Here is a 17,326-nt window from a genome sequence, read left to right on the forward strand (position 1 = left end):
TTCGCCGCAATTTCGTGTTTTGCCGCTTATGACTTCTGACGCCCCTACCGCGCCGCCGCGCATTGAGCCCGCCACGCTCAAGGACATTCCGACCATTATTCAACTCGCCGAGGCTACCTGGGAGCCGACCTACCGCTTCATCATTTCGGAGGAGCAGTTGGAATACATGTACCGGGTGATTTATTCGCCGGCGGCCCTTAGGCGCCAGATGGCCGAGCAACAGCACGTGTTTCTGGTGGCGCGCGTGGATGGCGAGCCCGCCGGCTTTGCCTCTTTCAGCCCCCTGCCCGCCGAGGAAAACGGCGAAGCCGGCTACAAGCTGCACAAGATATATGTGCTGCCCACCCGGCAGGGCCAGCGCTTAGGCGTGCACCTTATTGAGGCGGTAGAAAATGCCGCCCGCGCCGCCGGCGGCCGTTTCCTGGACCTGAACGTGAACCGCTACAACCCCGCCATCGCCTTCTACGAGCGACGCGGCTTTGCCCGCCAACGCGAAGTGGATGTGCCCATCGGGCCGTACTTCATGAACGATTACGTGATGCGGAAAACACTCTAAAATTTTCAACCCTTACCCCCTATTCTCATGTCGATTAAACTTACCGTCCTTTCCAATGGCTCCCTCCGCGTGGAGGGCGAAGACATCGAACTCGTAGACGCCCAGGGCCAGCCCTACGGCCTCGGCGGCCGCCAGCGCATCAGCATCTGCCGTTGCGGCCTGTCGAAGCAGAAGCCGTTCTGCGATGGTTCGCACAAAGGCCATTTCGAGCACGACGCCACGGCGTTCGACCTGCCCGCGCCCAAACCGGCCGTATAGACTCGACTCTCAATTGAAACAAAACGCCCGCTGACCATTTTTGGTCAGCGGGCGTTTTGTTTCAATTGAGTTAAGTTAAGTCCTACTCCACCACCAGGCGCTGGGCATACTCGCCGCAGCGCACCACGTAGGCACCGGCGGGCAGGCCGCGCAGGTCCAGCTCAGCATCCGCCGAAGCGGCCGGGGCGGGGTAGCGGCGCACCGTGCGGCCCAGGGCATCGGTGAGGGTGAGCGCGAGGCGGGGGGCGCCGGCGGGCAGGCGTAGCGTGGCCGTGCCGTGCGCCGGGTTGGGAAAGAGCTGCGCGGCAGGAATGGCTTTGGCAACTGTCGTAGCTAGCGGGGCATTGGGGTCGTAGATGCCGAAGTAGGCCATAACCTTGCTGCCATCGCCAGTTCCCGTGAAGGCGCCGCCTGCATAAAGTTTGCCTGCGAACCCCAAGGCCATGCTGCCGGAATGAGAGTGCAGCCCCGTGCCCAGATTATTCCACTCCATCCCGTTCCATCTGGCCACGTTACTGGTTGCTATCGCGCCGGCTTGGGTGAAAGTGCCGCCTACATACACCTCCCCACTGCTCGAAACTGCCAGCGCATAAACGTAGCTGCTGGGGCCACTTACGCCGTTGTCGGTGCCCATGCCCAGGCTGCTCCACGCCGTCCCGTTCCATTTGGCTACGCGGTTCGCGGCCACCCCGCCGGCCCGCATAAAATCGCCGCCCACGTATACCTCCCCACTACTCGCCACAGCTAGCGCGTACGCGCGCGAATTCACGCCGTTGCCGACGCCCGTGCCCAGGCTGCTCCAGGCCGTCCCGTTCCATTTGGCAATGCGCGAGGCAGTCGCCCCGCCGGCCCACATAAAATTGCCACCCACGTACAACTCCCCACTACCCGACACTGCCAGCGCATTGACGATGTCATCCACACCGTTGCTGGCGCCCGTGCCCAGGCTGCTCCAGGCCGTCCCATTCCATTTGGCAATGCGCGAGGCAGTCGCCCCGCCGGCCTGAACAAAATCGCCACCCACATATACTTCCCCGTTGCTCGCCACAGCTAGCGCCCTGACGCGCGAATCCACGCCGTTGCCGGCGCCCGTGCCCAGGCTGCTCCACGCCGTCCCGTTCCATTTGGCTACGTAGTTCGCGGCCACCCCGCCGGCCCACATAAAATCGCCGCCCACGTATACCTCCCCGCTACTCGCCACAGCTAGTGCCCTAACGAGGCCGTCTACGCCGTTGCCCGTGCCGGTGCCTAGGCTGCTCCAGGCCGTCCCATTCCATTTGGCAATGTGATTGGCAGCTACTCCGCCGACCCGCATAAAATTACCACCTACATATACCTCCCCGTTGCTTGCCACCGCCAGCGCGGTAATAAAGTCGTCCACGCCGTTGCCCGTGCCCAGGCTGCTCCAGGCTGTGCCGCTCCATTTGGCAACGCGGCTTGCGACCACTCCATCAACCTGGGAGAAAAAACCGCCCACGTATACTTCTCCACTACCCGCCACAGCTAACGCGCTAACGAGGCCGGGCACGCCGTTGCCGGTGGTACCCAAAGTACTCCACGCCGTGCCATTCCATTTGGCCACGCGGTTCGTGTTCACCCCGCCAGCCTGTATAAAGGTATAACCTACGTACACCTCCCCGCTACCCGACACCGCCAGCGCATTGACGGGGCCGCCTACGCCGTTGCCCGTGCCCAGGCTGCTCCACGCCGTCCCATTCCATTTGGCTACACAGATGGCGGCCACTCCATCAACCTGGGAGAAAAAACCGCCTATATATACCTCCCCGCTGCTCGACATGGCCAGCGCGATGACCGGGCCGTCCACGCCATTACCCGTGCCCAGGCTGCTCCACACCGTGCCGTTCCATTTGGCAACGGAATTGGCAGTCACTCCACCAGCCTGGGAGAAATAACCGCCTATATATACATCCCCGTTACTGGCCACCGCCAGCGCATTGACGCCACTGTTCACGCCGTTGCTGGCGCCCGTACCCAAGCTGCTCCAGGCCGTGCCGTTCCATTTGGCCACGCGGTTTGCGGCCAGCCCGCCGGCCTGCGTGAAACCGCCGCCTACATATACCGCCCCGCTGCTCGACACGGCCAGCACATTGACGAGGTTATCTACGCCGTTGCCGGCGCCCGTGCCCAGGCTACTCCACGCACTGCCGTTCCATTTGGCCACGTTGTTGGCTGCTGCTCCGCCAGCTTGGTCGAATTTGCCGCCCACGTATACATCCCCGTTACTGGCCACCGCCAGCGCATTGACGCTGCTGCCGTAAAGGTTGCTGTTTAAGGGGTCACCTACGCCGTTGCTGTTGCCCGTGCCCAGGCTACTCCAGGCCGTCCCGTTCCATTTGGCAATCCGGTTCGCTTCTACCCCACCGACGACCGTAAACTGGCCCCCGATGTAGATATCAGTACCCGCCCGCACCACGGCTATTACCACCCCATCAGCACCATTCAGCCCAAACCCATCGGCCCAGCGCTCATCCCCGGCCCCGGTCGTGCCAAGTGGTCGAAACACCGGCCGCCCATCGGGTGCGGTGCCCATGCGGAACTGCCGGGCATCGAAGGAACCGTTTAGGCCGGGGCGCAGCGTACCGTCGGGGTTGAGGGCTTCGCCCAGGGGGCGGCCGGTGGTCGGCGGGGCCGTGGCATGGGCCGGGCTGTACAGGCCCAGCACCAGCAGCAGCGAAAGCAAGGAGCACAATAGGTTCTTTTTCATTAGTTGTTGTTGTGGAAAAGAGAAGGGCGCCGAAAGCAGCCCCAAGAAAAACGAATTAGCAGCCAGCCTTATTCCCCTACTCCACTACCAGGCGCTGGGAGTAGGCCCCGCAGCGCACCACGTAGGTACCGGCGGGCAGGCTGCGCAGGTCTAACTCGGCCTCGGCCGTGGCCGAGGCAGGATAGCGGCGCACCACCCGGCCTAGCGCATCGGTCAGCGTCAGGGGCGGGCGCGGGGCGCCGGCGGGCAGGCGCAGGGTGGCCGCGCCGTGGGCCGGGTTGGGAAAGAGTTGCGCGGCAGGAGTGGCTTTGGCAGCGGCGGTGGCCAGCGGGGCGTTGGGGTCGTAGATGGCAAAGCGGGCCATGAGCTTGCTGCCGTCACCGGTCGTTGTAAAATCGCCTCCGACGTATATTTTTCCCGTAGGGGCAGTAGCCAAGGCGTAGACCTGCCGGTTTACCCCGGTTCCTAATGGACTCCAAGCGGTGCCGTTCCATTTGGCTACTTGGTTGACTGGGATTCCACCTGCCTGGCTTAAGTAGCTGCTACCTACATACACATCGCCGTTGCTGGCTGTTGCCAGCGCCACAACATAACTGTTTACTCCATTGGCCGTGCCCGTGCCCATGCTATTCCAAGTGGTGCCATCCCATCGGGCCACCCTGTTAGCGGCTATTCCACCGGCCTGGGTGAAGCTACCACTCACATACACGTTCCCGTTGCCAGCCGCCGCCAGCCCCAGCACGTTACTATTCAGGCCAGTGCCTAGGTTACTCCAAGCTGTGCCATTCCACTTGGCTATATAGTTAGCAGCGATGCCCCCAGCCTGGGTGAAATACCCGCCGACATACACCTCGCTGTTGCCGGCTACAGCCAAAGCAATGACGCCAACATCGACTCCATTTGCCGTACCTGTACCCAGGCTGCTCCAAGTAGTACCATTCCACTTGGCCACATTGTTGGCAGCGGTGCCGCCGGCCTGGGAAAAGTTGCCGCCTGCGTATAAGTCGCCGTTGCTGGCCACCGCCAGCGTCCTGACAAAATAGTTCACGCCATTGGACGGGCCAGTGCCCATACTACTCCAGGCGCTGCCGTTCCATCGCGCTATATAATTGGCCGGAAGCCCACCCGCTTGCGTAAAGTTGCCGCCGGCGTATACATCCCCGTTGCTCCCTATTGTCAGGGCAAAGACCTCGCCGTTCAAGCCATTGGCCACACCGCTGCCCAAGCTGCTCCAGGTAGTTCCATTCCATTTGGCGATGTAGTTGGCCGCGGTTCCGCCGGCTTGGGTGAAGTATCCACCCACATACACATCCCCATTAGCGGCTACTGTCAAGGCATTAATTTGACGGTTCAGGCCGTTGCTTACAGCAGCGCTACCCAAGCTGCTCCAGGCGGTACCATTCCATTTGGTCAGGAAGCTGGTAGCCGCACCACCGGCCTGAGTAAAATCCCCGCCTATGTATACATCGCCATTGCTTCCTAGCTTCAGGGCAAACACATCGCTGTTGGCTCCATTAGTGGCACCAGTGCCCAGCGTGCTCCACGTGGTAGTGTTCCAGCGGGCTATGCGGTTGGCAGCAGCGCCACCCGCCTGCGAGAAGCTGCCGCCAACATATACATCGCCATTGCTAGCGACAGCTAAGGCCATTACGCCGCCATTCACGCCGTTATTCGTGCCGGTACCCAAGCTGCTCCAGGCACTACCGTTCCATTTGGCCACGTTGCTGGCAGCGGTGCCGCCAGCTTGTGAGAACGTCCCTCCGACGTACAACTCGCCACTGCTGGTTACTGTCATTACCCTCACGTCACCATTCACGCCGCCATTCAGGGGGCTCCAGGTGGTGCCATTCCACTTTGCTACATTGTTGACCGTTATTAAACCGGCAATTCGAGGGTAGCCGCCAACATATATATCACCGTTGCCAGCCACGGCCAGGGCCATTACGCCCGTATCTACCCCATTGGAAGCACCCGTTCCCAAAGTGCTCCACACACTGCCGTTCCAGCGGGCTACGTGCCCGGCAGATATCCCACCGGCCTGGGTAAAATCGCCCCCGACCAGTACATCGCCATTTCCGGCGATGGCCAATGACAAAACGCTGCCATTTACGCCATTGGCGGCACCAGTACCTAAACTGCTCCAGGTGGTACCATTCCATTTGGCCACGTAGTTGGCCGCGATGCCGCCGGCTTGGATAAAGTCGCCCCCCGCGTACACATCTCCATTGACAGCTACTGCCAACGTCATCACCGTGCCCTCTGCGCCACCATTTGCCATGCCCGTGCCCAGGCTACTCCAAGCGCTACCATCCCATTTGGCTACGTAGCTGGCCTTTACGCCGCCCACCGAGGTAAAGCTGCCGCCAACGTAAATATCAGTACCCGACTGCACAATGGTTTTTATGGCGGTATCGGCCCCGTTAAACAGGCTAAACCCACTTTGCCACCGCTCATCCCCGGCACCGGTCGTACCAAGTGGTCGAAACACCGGCCGGCCATCGGGCGCGGTACTCACGCGGAACTGCCGGACATCGAAGGAGCCATTTAGGCCAGGGCGCAACGTGCCGTCGGGATTGAGGGCTTCGGCCAGGGAGTGGCCGGGAGCAGGCGGTGGCGTGGCGGCGCGGGCCGGGCCCAGCAGGACCAATAGCAGGACGAATAGGGTGGGCAGTAGCTTTCGTTTCATCTGTAGTCGGCCGGAAAAGTGAATAAGAATGGAAAGATAGGTTTCTTATATGGAGGCACAAGCTGGCCACATCCGGTTCGTGTGTAGAAGCGCAAACGAAAAAGCCCGCTGACCAATTTGGCCAGCGGGCTTTTTCGTTTCGGTCAAGTTAAGTGCCCTACTCCACCACCAGGCGCTGGGTGAATTCGCCGCAGCGCACCACGTAGGCACCGGCGGGCAGGCCGCGCAGGTCCAGCTCAGCATCCGCCGAAGCAGCCGGGGCGGGGTAGCGGCGCACCGTGCGGCCCAGCGCATCGGTGAGGATAAGCGGGAGGCGGGGGGCGCCGGCGGGCAGCCGCAGCGTAGCCGTGCCGTGCGCCGGGTTGGGAAAGAGCTGCGCGGCAGGGGCGGCTTTAGCAGCGGTGGTACCCAGGGGGGTGTTGGGGTCGTAGATAGCGAAGTGGACCATGGCCTTGCTGTAGTCGCCGGTGGAGGTGAAGATGCCGCCAGCATAGAGCTTACCGGTTGGTCCAACAGCCAGTTTATTTACCTGGCCGTTGGTGCTCGTGCCCAAGCTGCTCCAAGCCGTGCCATTCCACTTGCCAACGTAATTGACCGCTGCTCCGCCAGCCTGTGTGAATTGACCACCTGCGTACACGTCCCCGTTGCTGGCTACCGCCAGCGCGAGGACATTGTCACCTAATCCGGCGGTGTTAGGCCCCAGGTTGCTCCAGGCTGTACCGTTCCATTTGGCAATGCTATTGGCCATCACGCTGCCGGCCTGCGAGAAGTTACCGCCTGCATATACGTCGCCGTTGCCAGCTATGGCCAGTGCATACACCGCGCCGTTGCTCACCCCAGTCACCAGTCCCGTGCCCAGGTTGCTCCAGGCGGTACCGTCCCATTTTGCCACGTTGTTGGCCGCTATCCCACCGGCCTGTGTGAAGGTTCCGCCTACGTACACATCCCCATTGCCGGCTACAACCAGCGCGAGTACCGTGGCGTTTCGTAGTCCGTTGGCCGCGCCCGTGCCCAAGCTGCTCCAAGTGGTTCCGTTCCACTTGGCCACAGAATAGGCTATTACGTTGTCGGCTTGCGTGAATTGTCCGCCGGCGTACACGTCGCCATTGCTGGCCACCGCCAGGGCCCTGACACTAGCGGACATTCCGGTGCCCAGGCTGCTCCAAGTGGTGCCGTTCCACTTGGCTACTGAATAGGCCGACGCTACACCGGCCTGCGTGAAGAGGCCGCCGGCATATACGTCCCCATTGCCGGCCACCGCCAGGGCGTAAACATAGCCATTCACCCCGTTGGCGGTGCCCGTGCCCAGGCTGCTCCAGGCCGTGCCGTTCCACTTGGCGACGTTGTTGGCCGCTATCCCGCCGACCCGCGCAAAGGTGCCCCCTATGAATGCGTCGCCATTGCTGGCCACCGCTACCGTTAAGACGGTACCGTCTACTCCGTTGGCAGTACCCGTGTTGAGGGCATTCCAGGCCGAGCCATTCCATTTGCCAATGTAATTGACTTCGACGCCGCCGGTTTGCGGGAATTGTCCGCCCGCGTACACGTCCCCGTTGCCGGCCACCGCCAACCCATTGACATCACCAGCCACTCCGTTGGCCGCGCCCGTGCCCAGGCTGCTCCAAGTGGTGCCGTTCCACTTGGCTACCCGGTTGGCCGCCACACTGCCAGCCTGTGTGAAGGTTCCGCCTACGTACACATCCCCATTGCCAGCCACCGCCAAGGCGTAAACGCTGTTGCTTGTTCCGCTGCCCAAGGCACTCCAAGCAGTACCGTTCCATTTGGCGACTGTTGACACGCCAGTTTGCCAGAATTCCCCGCCCGCATACACGTCCCCGTTGCCGGCTACGACCAACGCATGGACGGTGCTGTTAAACCAGTTGCCCATGCTGCTCCATGCCGTGCCATTCCACTTGGCTACCCGGTTGGCCGCTACGCTGCCAGCCTGCGAGAATAGCCCGCCTATGTACACATCCCCATTGCCCGCCACTGCTAAGGCCTTCACATAATAGTTGGTCCCATTATCGGCGCCGGTGCCCAAGCTGCTCCACGCCGTGCCGTTCCACTTGGCGATGTAGTTGGCCGCTATTCCGCCGGCCAGCCTAAAATCGCCGCCGGCGTACACGTCCCCACTGCCGGTCACGGCCAGCGCCAATACGCCGTTGGTGGCCCCGCCAGACATACCTGCTCCCATTCTGCTCCACGCCGTGCCGTTCCACTTCGCTACGTTGGTGGCCGATACTCCACCCGCCCGCGAGAAGTAGCCACCGGCGTACACGTCCCCGTTGCCAGCCACTGCCAAGGCATAAACCGGGCCGTTTACGCCGTTGGCGGTGCCCGTGCCTAGGCTGCTCCAGGCCGTGCCGTTCCAGCGGGCTATGCCGCGGGCCGCAATGCTTCCAACAGCCGTAAAATCGCCGCCGATGTAGATAGCGGCTCCTGCCTGAACCACGGCACGCACTGTCCCATCGGTTCCATTCAGTACCCCAAACCCGTCCTGCCACCGCTCATCCCCCGCCCCCGTGGTCCCGGCCGGCCGAAACACCGGCCGCCCATCCGGCGCGGTCTGCATCCGGAACTGCCGGGCATCGAAGGAGCCGTTGGCGCCGGGGCGCAGCGTGCCGTCGGGGTTGAGGGCCTCGGCCAGGGGGCGACCCGTAGCAGGGGGCGGTGCCGTGGCCAGCGCTGGCGTGTTCAGGCCCAGCAGCAAGACCAGGGCATAGAGGAAGAATCGGGTCATGGAAAGAGGTATTGGAGATATTTTACTTAAATGAGCGCAACAGAACTGCCAGCGCCTCTACTCCACCACCAGGCGCTGTGTGAGCTCGCCGCAACGCACCACGTAGGTGCCGGCGGGCAGGCCGCGCAGGTCCAGCTCGGCCTCGGCGGTGGCCGGGGCGGGGTAGCGGCGCACTACCCGGCCCAACGCGTCGCTCAGCGTCAGGGGCTGGCGGGGGGCGCCGGCGGGCAGGCGCAGCGTGGCCGTGCCGTGGGCCGGGTTGGGGAAGAGCTGCGCGACGGGAATGGCTTTGGCGGCAGCCGTGGCCAGCGGCGCGGCGGGGTCGTAGATGCCGAAATTGGCCATCACTCTGCTGCCGTCGCCGGTAGTGGAGAAAGCGCCGCCCATACACAATTTGCCAGTTGGGCCAAAACTCATTGCCAGAACATTTAGGTTAGTGCTGGTACCAAGGTTGCTCCAATCCGTACCATTCCATCGCCCCACGTAGTTGACGGCGGTTGTACCAGACAGGTTGAAGATGCCGCCCGCATACAAATCCCCGTTGGCAGCTATGGCTAGTGTAGCGACGTAATTATTGACAAAACCTACATTTCCGGCGAAGCCTCCCCCCAAAGCACTCCAAACTGTGCCATTCCACTTGGCTATGAGGTTGGCAGAAATACCGCCGGCCTGGGTGAAACCACCGCCTACATAAACATCGCCGTTGCTCGCAAGAGCAATAGCGTACACACTGGCTGCGTAATTGGTGATGCCATTGGCCGGGCCGGTGCCCAATGAATTCCAAGCCGTACCATTCCACTTTGCTATTCGATTGGCAGTTATCCCGCCAACCTGAGTGAAGTTTCCGCCTATATACACATCTCCGTTGCCAGCAATAGCCAGGGCTTGAACGGAACCATCCATACTGCTGCCAACGGTACCTGTACCCACGGCACCCCAAGCTGTTCCGGCCCAATGAGCTACCCCGCGAATTACGGTTGAGCCAAGGCGGAAGTTAAAATCGCCACCGGCATACACGTCGCCGTTGCTCGCCACCGCCACCGCATGCACATCACCATTCAAGCCAGTAGTAGTGCCCGTGTTCATGCTGCTCCAAACGGTTCCGTTCCACTTGGCCACGTTATTCGCCGTGATTCCACCGGCTTCCGCAAAAGAGCCTCCTACATACACGTCGCCGTTACTGGCGATGGCCAACGAATAGACGGAAGAGATGTTGCCATTGGCAGAACCAACTCCATTGGCGCTGCCCGTACCGAGCGAACTCCACGCAACGCCATCCCACCGGGCTACATAATTTGCTAGCACCCCGCCCACTTGTTTAAAGCTCCCGCCTATGTACACATTGCCATTGGTCGCCACGGCCACCGCATACACCGGGCTGCTCACTCCGTTCCCGGCACCGAGGCCGTTCCAAGCGGTGCCATTCCACCGCATCACGTTGGTAAAGGGAAATCCGCCTATCTGGTTGAATGCCCCGCCAGTGTATAAATCGCCGTTGGCGGCTACCGCCAAGCCAAAGCAGTAGCTGGTGATGATGCGCGAGCCCAACGCGCTCCAGGCCGTGCCGTTCCATTTAGCAACGTTATAGGCAGTTACCATTCCGGCCTGGTTAAACTGACCACCTACATATAAATCGCCATTGGCGGCAATAGATAATGCAAAAGTAGCTCCTCCCCCCATCGCCAAGCTGCTCCAGGAAGCACCATCCCATTTGAATACACTACTGAGCGCCAATCCACTAGCGGAACTAGCCTGTGCGCCCACGTACACATCGCCATTACCAGCAATGGCTAACGCATAAACTTGGTCAACCGGGCTGGTAGCGCTTGTACCCAAAGCGCTCCAAGTAGTACCGTTCCATTTAGCGATGCCGCTAGCGGAAGTAGCCCCAGCGAAAGTGAAGAATCCTCCTACATACAAATCCCCGTTAGCGGCTGTAGCCAATGCATTGACTGTACTGCTTACGCCTTGATTTATACCTGTTCCCAAAGCGCTCCAAGCCGTACCATTCCACTTGGCAATGTTACTAGCTGATACTCCAGTCTGAAGAGACCCGCCTGTGTGACTAAAATATCCACCCACATATACGTCTCCATTGCTGGCCACGGTCAGTGCCTTTACGTCAGCACTCACCCCGTTGCTTGTGCTAGTGCCCAATGCGCTCCATGTAGTACCATTCCATTTGGCTACATTGTTAGCCAATACTCCACCAGCCTGGGTGAAATGGCCACCTGCATACAAGTCCCCATTAGGAGCTACGGCCAAAGCGAAAACCACGCTGTTGGCCCCGGTTACTCCCGAACTTAGATTAGCCCAGGAACTACCATTCCACCGAGCGACCCGGCTAGCAGCGGCAGAGCCTACCACCGAGAAATTGCCACCGATGTAAATATCATTGCCGGCCCGCACGACGACGCGCACGTCGGTATCGGTACCGGTGGGGTGGCCAAACCCATCGGCCCACCGCTCATCCCCCGCCCCCGTAGTACCAGCCGGCCGAAACACCGGCCGCCCATCCGGCGCGGTGCCCATCCGGAACTGCCGGGCATCGAAGGAGCCGTTGGCACCGGGCCGCAGGGTGCCGTCGGGGTTGAGGGCTTCGGCCAGGGGGCGGCCGGTGGTGGGTGGCGGGGTGGTGGCGTGGGCCGGGGCACCTAGCCAGAGGGCCAGCAATAGGGCCGCCAGCAGGCGGGTCAGTGGGGTAGAATGGAAATGAGTAAGTGTGCGCATCTGAAAAAGCAAAAATGAAAATATGTGGCTAAAGATAAAGAGCAAGTAGCACGGGCTTTCGGGTTGTTATTAAAACGAAGAGGAACTAGAAATTAATAACACACACTGGTTATTAATTTTCAACCCCTGCGCAGGTTAATAACAAACCCTCTCTACCTTACCAACTCATTTTAAGCCAGGCACCAGGGTCAGGGTGCTATCCCTACTGCATGATTTCTATTGTTTCGCCGAATAATACGGGGCTGCTGGCCGAAATGCGGGCCTACTTCGGCCTGTCGCAAGCCGACATGGCCCGCCTGCTGGGCCTGCTGCAAGTGCAGGTAGCCCAAGCCGAAACCGGCGTGCGCCTGCTGCCCGCCCACGCCATACCGCGCCTCCAGGCCATTCGGGCGGCCAGCCAGGCCCCGCCTACGTCCCTGCCGCCGCCCGACTTGCAGCCCCTGCGCCACCGCCTGCTCCAGTGCCAGGCCCAGGCCCTGCGCGGGCAGCTGCGCCTCACCTACGACCTGCCGGCCCGCGCCGCCGCTGCCCGCGCTCGCCTGGGAGCGGCCCAGGCCCTGCCCGCCACGCTGGCCACCGTCGAAGCCGAGGAGCCGCCCCTGCCGCCCCGTACCCGCGAAGACCAGCAGGTGCAGCTCACGCGGCTGCTCAACGGGGCCCGCGCCGAATGGGACGAGCGCAGCGGCCCCGTGCCCACGGCCCTGCTCCGCGCCCGGCTGGCCGGCTTGCGCGCCGAGGCGGATGTATTGGCCGATGAACTAGCCAAAATAGCCGTCGAATATGCTGCTTAAAAAAATTCATATACCTTGCTTCTTCACTAGTCAACCCCCCTTTTACTTATGGCCGGAACCTATTCCCTCACCGCGCTCGAAACCAAGGCCGATTGCGCCGCAGTGCTTGTGCCGATGCGCCTGCGCCGCGACGAAGCGGCAGCCGACGTGAGCGCCCTGGCGTTCACGTTACAGACCTACGGCGACCCCGTTGCCCGCAAGGCCGAAATCACCCGGCTCAACACCAAGGTCACTACTGCGCAAGCCGACCTGCTCACCCTGCCCGAAGGCAAGGAGAAGCGCGACACCGAAGACGACATGGGCACCTTCATCCGTCGCCGCAACCAGCTCGTGAACCAAAGCGAAACCCACGGCAGCGACGACAAAATCGTGCTCGAGTTCAAGCTCGAAATGGCCCGCCAAACCAGCGCCGAAGCCACCGCCCTGGTCGCGGCCATTGAGGCCCTGGAGCCTGGGCTGCCCAACTAGGGCGGCAGGCGCTTGCCAGTAAAACGCCCCGGCTGCTTTGTGCGGCCGGGGCGTTTTCGTGGTAGGATGTTTACCCATTTGCTTCCAGGCACAGGCAGGCCCCCGTGCACGTGAGGCAGCGCAACGGGCCGCGTTAGGCAAAGCAATAGGCCAGGTTATCAGCAGCGAGGTCGGCCGTTTTGCGAAAACCCAACCGTTCGAGCAGGTTGATGGCCGCGCCGTTCTGCCGGGTGGTAATGGCGGTTATTTGGGTCAGGTGCATGGTGCGCAAGCCGAACCCGATGGCCAGCTTTATTGCCTCGCTCATCAGGCCCTGGCCCCGGTAGGCGGGTTTTAGCACGCAGCCCAGCTCACCAATTCCGTGGGCAAAGCCCCCGTGGAAACTTACCGTGCCGACCACCTCCGCCGTTGCGGTGCGGACAATAACCCACTGGATGCCGGAGCCAGCCTGGTAGTCGGCGCTGATTTTTTCTTCCATTTCCGCCGCCTCCGCCAAATCGCGGGCCGGGCGGGCATCATAGAAGGTAATTTCAAACAGGCTGGACGCATCCGCCGACGAAACCTGGCGCAGGGTCACAACGCCTGAGGTTAGCTCCGGAAAGCGCGGAAAGGGAGGAAGGTTCATCGGTTGGTAATTACGTAATGCTATTGCCCCTACCCGCCGTGGCGAAACGCACCGTTGGCGCCCAGCATCTGCCACAGGTTCTGGCGCACCACGTCGCCCATCGAGTCGCACTTGTCGAAGGCCGTGGTGCGGTGGTAGCGGTTGAGCTCGGCCTTGAGCTGGGCTACTTTTTCGGGTGGGGCCAGGTCGTGCTGGCGCATCACGTCCAGCAGGTCGCGCAGGCGGTGGCGCTCGGCGCGGGCGCGGCGGGCCATGAGGGCGCGCTCCTCGGTCTGGTACTGCCGAATGGCTTCGGGCTTGAGGTGGCGGGCGCACATGGCCACCACGGCCGCGTTGTCCTTGAAAAACTGGGGCAGGTACATCACCCGGCGGCCCTCGTAGCTCTGCTGGTCGAAGTCGATGGCCTTGACGCGGTACTGCTCGTTTTCGAAGTCGGGCGTCACGGCGATGACGTAGTTGTAGGCCCGCATATCGCCGAGCAGCCGCACGAAGCAGCGCTCGTTAAACTTTACAAACTCCTTGGCAATGCGCACCTGGTTGAGGTGGGGCAGGCTGAGGTGGTGCCGGATGTAGTCGTCGCCGGGAATGCCCACAATGTGCTCCTCAATCAGCGTGTCGCCGCTCACCAGAAAGTTCATGGAGTTGGGCGAGAGCAGGTGCTCCAGCTCCAGGCCGTAGAGGCGCGAGGCATCGGCCTGCTTCACGTAGAAGTAGTCGTAGTTGTCGTTGAGCTGGTTCACGATGCGCACCCGAAACGGCCGCGAGTTGCCAAACTCGCAGTAATCCACCCGGTCGGCCACCAGGTGCTTCGAGAACGACAGGTCGCCGGCCGTTTTCAGCAGCGCATACACCTCGGTGAGGCCCTGGCTGAGCTCGCGCAGCGTCTGGGGCTCGAAGAACACCGTTTGCCACAGCGTGTCCTTCCCCGCCCGGTCCAGCAGCGGAAACGAGCCCGTGAACTGCCGCAAATCGGCGTAGGTGACGGGCAGCTGGGTTTCGCGGTCGTAGGCGCGCAGGTACTGGCGCAGGCCGGGCGTGATGGGGTACGGCGGCTTCTTGCGGGAGATATCCATTGTGGGATTGGGTAGTCAGGAAAAAAAAGAAACGTCATGCCGAGCGCAGCGAAGCATCTTGCCCGCCACCACTAATCCCAATCAAAAGATTTAGTAGTGGCGGGCAAGATGCTTCGCTGCGCTCGGCATGACGTTCATACGGCGCGGCACCCTACCCCGCCAGCTCGCTCACCAGCTCCACGTATTGCTGGCGGGCGGCCTCTTTGCTAGTGCCCTTCAGGCCGTTCCAGGCGTCGTATTTGGCAATGGCTTTGAAGTCGAAGCCGCCGGGCCGGTCGCCGGCGATGTCGCCTTCGGTGGCTTGCTTGTAGAGGGCGTAGAGTTGGAGCAGCACCGTGTTGGAGGGCTTGCTGGGCAGTTGCTGGGCGCGCTGGCTGGCGGCTTCAAATTCTTCTTGCGTGGTCATAGTGTAGAAAAAAGCAGGCCCGTCCGGTTTGGTCCAAACGGGCCTGCAACTTACGACCGGAGCTGCGAGCGGCTCATCGTATCACCACTGCATGCACCACAAAATCCGAGGTATTGAACACGTTTGAATCCGAGTTGTACACGTAGATTCTTAGGCTGTTATTATCAATATGCTGATAGGAAACCGAAATAGGTGACTTCAAAAAACCGTTGGCCTCTGGCGTATCGTTCGTTTCTATACTCAGCATCAGCACTGGCCTAAACCCTAGATTGTGATTAAAAACAACCGAGCTTGACCTTATAGCAGGCAGGGAAAACGACGCAGACGTTGTTAAGGGCTGGCCAATGCGGCCGTCGCTGCCCCGGATGGCGAGCAGCGTGGATTGGTTGGAGTTGAAATTGCGCAGTATCAGGTTTTCGGTGGTGATGTCGCCGCTCACGTCCAGCTTTTGCTGGGGCGCCGTGTTGCCCACTCCCACATTGCCGTTGCCAGCCACATACAGGTCCGTAACGAAGGTATTGGTGCCGTTGGCAGCCGTTAGGTCGGTGGCGTTCACGCGGCCGATTTCGAATCTTGTATTGCCCGCCCGCCAGATGCCACCCTCGCGGCCCGCGTATTTCATTAGCCCCACCCGGCGCTGGCCGCCCCCATCCACTACCAAGCCGCTGTTTTCGGCGTTGATGTAAGCCGACCCGTTCACTTCGAGACGCGCACTCGGATTCTGAGTGCCAATGCCCACGTTGCCGTTTACCACCACACTGAGGCGGGGCAAGTTGTTGGTGTAGAAATCAAGCCCGAACCGGTTTACGCTGCCCGCCGGCCGATTCGAGGCAATGGCCTCGCCGCTGCCGCCGCCCCCAAAGCGTAGCGCCCGCGTCAGGCCCGTGTTCAGGCTGGCCCCATCCACAAACAGAGCGTTCGCGGCGTTGACCGTGCCGTTCACGTCGAGCGCATAATTGGGGTTGCTGGTGCCGATGCCTACGTTGCCGCCGGGCGCGATGCGCAAGCGCTCGGCGTAGCCGCCGGCAGCGGGAGTGGTCAGGAAACGGAACTGCCCCTGAGCCGCAGCGCTACCCTGGCCCGGGCCGGCATAGCTGTCGAAGCTCCAGCCAGCACCGTGGCTGATTTTGGACCCGTTGACGCCCATGTTGCTCAGGAGCACCTTGTCGCCGTCGGGCGTTTGGAAGGTTATTGGCTGGGTGGCCTGGTGGTTGCCCAGGTTGTCGCCGGGCACCGAGATGCTGTTCGGAATGTACACCCAGATGCCGCTCAGCGCATACCAGAAGCCCTTGCGGAAATTGGTCTGGAACACCATCAGGCCATCGGGTGGGTTGGCAATGGCCACGCGGCTGGCCGAATCGAGGCGCGGAATGAGCAGTCCCTTGCCAGTGGAAGAAATGTCGAGCACTGCCGCCGGGTCGGGCGTCGTCGTGCCAATGCCCACCGACTGGGCCCCGGCTGGCCCGCCCAGCAGCACCGCGCCCAATAAGCCGCCGACTGACCATACGCACCGGGCCGCACGGGACCCGAAGGAGGTAAATGCTTTTTTCATAGCTGAAGGATGATTTTTCAGCAAAGCACGGCCCGGAGCCCAGGGAGCACAATGACATAAACGTGTCATGCCGGGCTGGCTGGGTCAGCGCCCGCGGCGGCGCAGCTCGGCCAGGGCTTCCAGCTTGGAATTGACCTGTAGCTTGGCGTAGACGTGGCGGATGTGGTTGCGCACGGTCTCGACACTAATGCCCAGCTTGGCGGCAATAAGCTTGTAGCTTAGCCCGTCTTCGATGGCCCGTACAATCTGCTGCTCGCGCGGGCTTAGCAGCTCCTCGTCGGGGCGGCGCGGCTGGAAGTAGCGCACCACGTGCCGGGCCACGGCCGGCGACATCGGCGAGCCGCCCGCCGCCACCTGTAGCAGCGCCTCTTTCACCTGCTCGGGCATGGTGCTCTTTTCGAGGTAGCCCACGGCCCCGGCGCGCAGGGCCTCAAACACCCGCTCGGCATCGACAAACACACTTAGCATCACCACTTCGGCCTGGGGCAGGCGCTGGCGAATGAGCGGCAGCCCCTCAATGCCCGAGCGGCCGCCCGGCAAGCCAATGTCAGAAAGCACCAGCCGGGGACTGGGGTTGACATCACCGATGCAGGCCAGAAAGCGCTCGACCGACTCGGCGGCGAGAACGCAGCGAAACTCCGGCTGGGCGTCCAGGTATTCGGCCAGCGACTCGCGAATGGCGGCCTGGTCTTCGATGATGGCAATGGCAAGCATGG

13 protein-coding genes are annotated in these 17,326 nt (G+C 61.8%); 4 read left to right on the forward strand and 9 right to left on the reverse strand.

Annotation, left to right across the window (positions count from 1 at the left end; genetic code table 11):
- Positions 1-28: 28 nt before the first annotated feature.
- Both J4E00_RS09865 and J4E00_RS09870 read left to right on the forward strand, forming a co-directional pair.
- Entirely contained in the window at positions 29-556 is a 528-nt protein-coding gene (locus J4E00_RS09865) for a GNAT family N-acetyltransferase (protein ID WP_208174989.1), read from the forward strand.
- A gap of 27 nt (positions 557-583) precedes the next feature.
- Positions 584-814, forward strand: a complete 231-nt coding sequence (locus tag J4E00_RS09870) for a CDGSH iron-sulfur domain-containing protein (protein WP_208174990.1) — start codon at positions 584-586, stop codon at positions 812-814.
- 82 nt (positions 815-896) lie between these two features.
- On the opposite strand, the gene J4E00_RS09875 is transcribed toward J4E00_RS09870, so the two are convergent.
- From J4E00_RS09875 to J4E00_RS09890, 4 genes are all read right to left on the reverse strand, one after another.
- Positions 897-3,539 carry a hypothetical protein gene (locus tag J4E00_RS09875; RefSeq protein WP_208174991.1) on the reverse strand — a complete coding sequence of 881 codons (2,643 nt, stop codon included), beginning with the start codon at positions 3,537-3,539 and terminating at the stop codon, positions 897-899.
- 76 nt (positions 3,540-3,615) lie between these two features.
- Positions 3,616-6,225, reverse strand: a complete 2,610-nt coding sequence (locus tag J4E00_RS09880; protein ID WP_208174992.1) for a T9SS type A sorting domain-containing protein — start codon at positions 6,223-6,225, stop codon at positions 3,616-3,618.
- A 157-nt stretch (positions 6,226-6,382) separates the two neighbouring features.
- Complete coding sequence (locus tag J4E00_RS09885; RefSeq protein ID WP_208174993.1) at positions 6,383-8,965, reverse strand: hypothetical protein; 2,583 nt, start codon at positions 8,963-8,965, stop codon at positions 6,383-6,385.
- Positions 8,966-9,022: 57 nt separating this feature from the next.
- Complete coding sequence (locus tag J4E00_RS09890) at positions 9,023-11,695, reverse strand: T9SS type A sorting domain-containing protein (protein ID WP_208174994.1); 2,673 nt, start codon at positions 11,693-11,695, stop codon at positions 9,023-9,025.
- A gap of 209 nt (positions 11,696-11,904) precedes the next feature.
- Here J4E00_RS09890 and J4E00_RS09895 point away from each other — a divergent pair, with 209 nt between their 5' ends.
- Together J4E00_RS09895 and J4E00_RS09900 are read left to right on the forward strand one after the other, a co-directional pair.
- Positions 11,905-12,486 (forward strand): helix-turn-helix domain-containing protein, encoded by a 582-nt coding sequence (locus J4E00_RS09895; RefSeq protein ID WP_208174995.1) that lies wholly within the window; start codon positions 11,905-11,907, stop codon positions 12,484-12,486.
- Positions 12,487-12,534: 48 nt separating this feature from the next.
- Positions 12,535-12,954, forward strand: coding sequence for a hypothetical protein (locus J4E00_RS09900; protein ID WP_208174996.1), 420 nt, complete (start codon positions 12,535-12,537; stop codon positions 12,952-12,954).
- Positions 12,955-13,087: 133 nt separating this feature from the next.
- Here the strand turns inward: J4E00_RS09900 and J4E00_RS09905 are convergent, their stop codons facing one another.
- From J4E00_RS09905 to J4E00_RS09925, 5 genes are all read right to left on the reverse strand, one after another.
- Complete coding sequence (locus J4E00_RS09905) at positions 13,088-13,579, reverse strand: GNAT family N-acetyltransferase (protein WP_208174997.1); 492 nt, start codon at positions 13,577-13,579, stop codon at positions 13,088-13,090.
- Between the two features lie 29 nt (positions 13,580-13,608).
- Positions 13,609-14,652, reverse strand: coding sequence for a hypothetical protein (locus tag J4E00_RS09910; RefSeq protein ID WP_208174998.1), 1,044 nt, complete (start codon positions 14,650-14,652; stop codon positions 13,609-13,611).
- Between the two features lie 151 nt (positions 14,653-14,803).
- Positions 14,804-15,058 (reverse strand): acyl-CoA-binding protein, encoded by a 255-nt coding sequence (locus J4E00_RS09915; RefSeq protein WP_208174999.1) that lies wholly within the window; start codon positions 15,056-15,058, stop codon positions 14,804-14,806.
- Between the two features lie 73 nt (positions 15,059-15,131).
- Positions 15,132-16,610 (reverse strand): hypothetical protein, encoded by a 1,479-nt coding sequence (locus J4E00_RS09920; RefSeq protein ID WP_208175000.1) that lies wholly within the window; start codon positions 16,608-16,610, stop codon positions 15,132-15,134.
- 84 nt (positions 16,611-16,694) lie between these two features.
- The gene (locus J4E00_RS09925; protein WP_208175001.1) at positions 16,695-17,324 is read right to left on the reverse strand and encodes a response regulator; all 630 of its coding nucleotides are present in this window, start codon (positions 17,322-17,324) and stop codon (positions 16,695-16,697) included.
- Between the last annotated feature and the right edge of the window lie 2 nt (positions 17,325-17,326).

The organism is Hymenobacter negativus (assembly GCF_017571495.1).
Taxonomy (GTDB): Bacteria; Bacteroidota; Bacteroidia; order Cytophagales; family Hymenobacteraceae; genus Hymenobacter; species Hymenobacter negativus.

Excerpts from the sequence above, each read along its gene's own strand:
- J4E00_RS09865 (WP_208174989.1), top strand. The coding sequence starts at position 29 with ATGACTTCTGACGCCCCTACCGCGCCGCCGCGCATTGAGCCCGCCACG.
- J4E00_RS09870 (WP_208174990.1), top strand. The coding sequence starts at position 584 with ATGTCGATTAAACTTACCGTCCTTTCCAATGGCTCCCTCCGCGTGGAG.
- J4E00_RS09875 (WP_208174991.1), bottom strand. The coding sequence starts at position 3,539 with ATGAAAAAGAACCTATTGTGCTCCTTGCTTTCGCTGCTGCTGGTGCTG.
- J4E00_RS09880 (WP_208174992.1), bottom strand. The coding sequence starts at position 6,225 with ATGAAACGAAAGCTACTGCCCACCCTATTCGTCCTGCTATTGGTCCTG.
- J4E00_RS09885 (WP_208174993.1), bottom strand. The coding sequence starts at position 8,965 with ATGACCCGATTCTTCCTCTATGCCCTGGTCTTGCTGCTGGGCCTGAAC.
- J4E00_RS09890 (WP_208174994.1), bottom strand. The coding sequence starts at position 11,695 with ATGCGCACACTTACTCATTTCCATTCTACCCCACTGACCCGCCTGCTG.
- J4E00_RS09895 (WP_208174995.1), top strand. The coding sequence starts at position 11,905 with ATGATTTCTATTGTTTCGCCGAATAATACGGGGCTGCTGGCCGAAATG.
- J4E00_RS09900 (WP_208174996.1), top strand. The coding sequence starts at position 12,535 with ATGGCCGGAACCTATTCCCTCACCGCGCTCGAAACCAAGGCCGATTGC.
- J4E00_RS09905 (WP_208174997.1), bottom strand. The coding sequence starts at position 13,579 with ATGAACCTTCCTCCCTTTCCGCGCTTTCCGGAGCTAACCTCAGGCGTT.
- J4E00_RS09910 (WP_208174998.1), bottom strand. The coding sequence starts at position 14,652 with ATGGATATCTCCCGCAAGAAGCCGCCGTACCCCATCACGCCCGGCCTG.
- J4E00_RS09915 (WP_208174999.1), bottom strand. The coding sequence starts at position 15,058 with ATGACCACGCAAGAAGAATTTGAAGCCGCCAGCCAGCGCGCCCAGCAA.
- J4E00_RS09920 (WP_208175000.1), bottom strand. The coding sequence starts at position 16,610 with ATGAAAAAAGCATTTACCTCCTTCGGGTCCCGTGCGGCCCGGTGCGTA.
- J4E00_RS09925 (WP_208175001.1), bottom strand. The coding sequence starts at position 17,324 with ATGCTTGCCATTGCCATCATCGAAGACCAGGCCGCCATTCGCGAGTCG.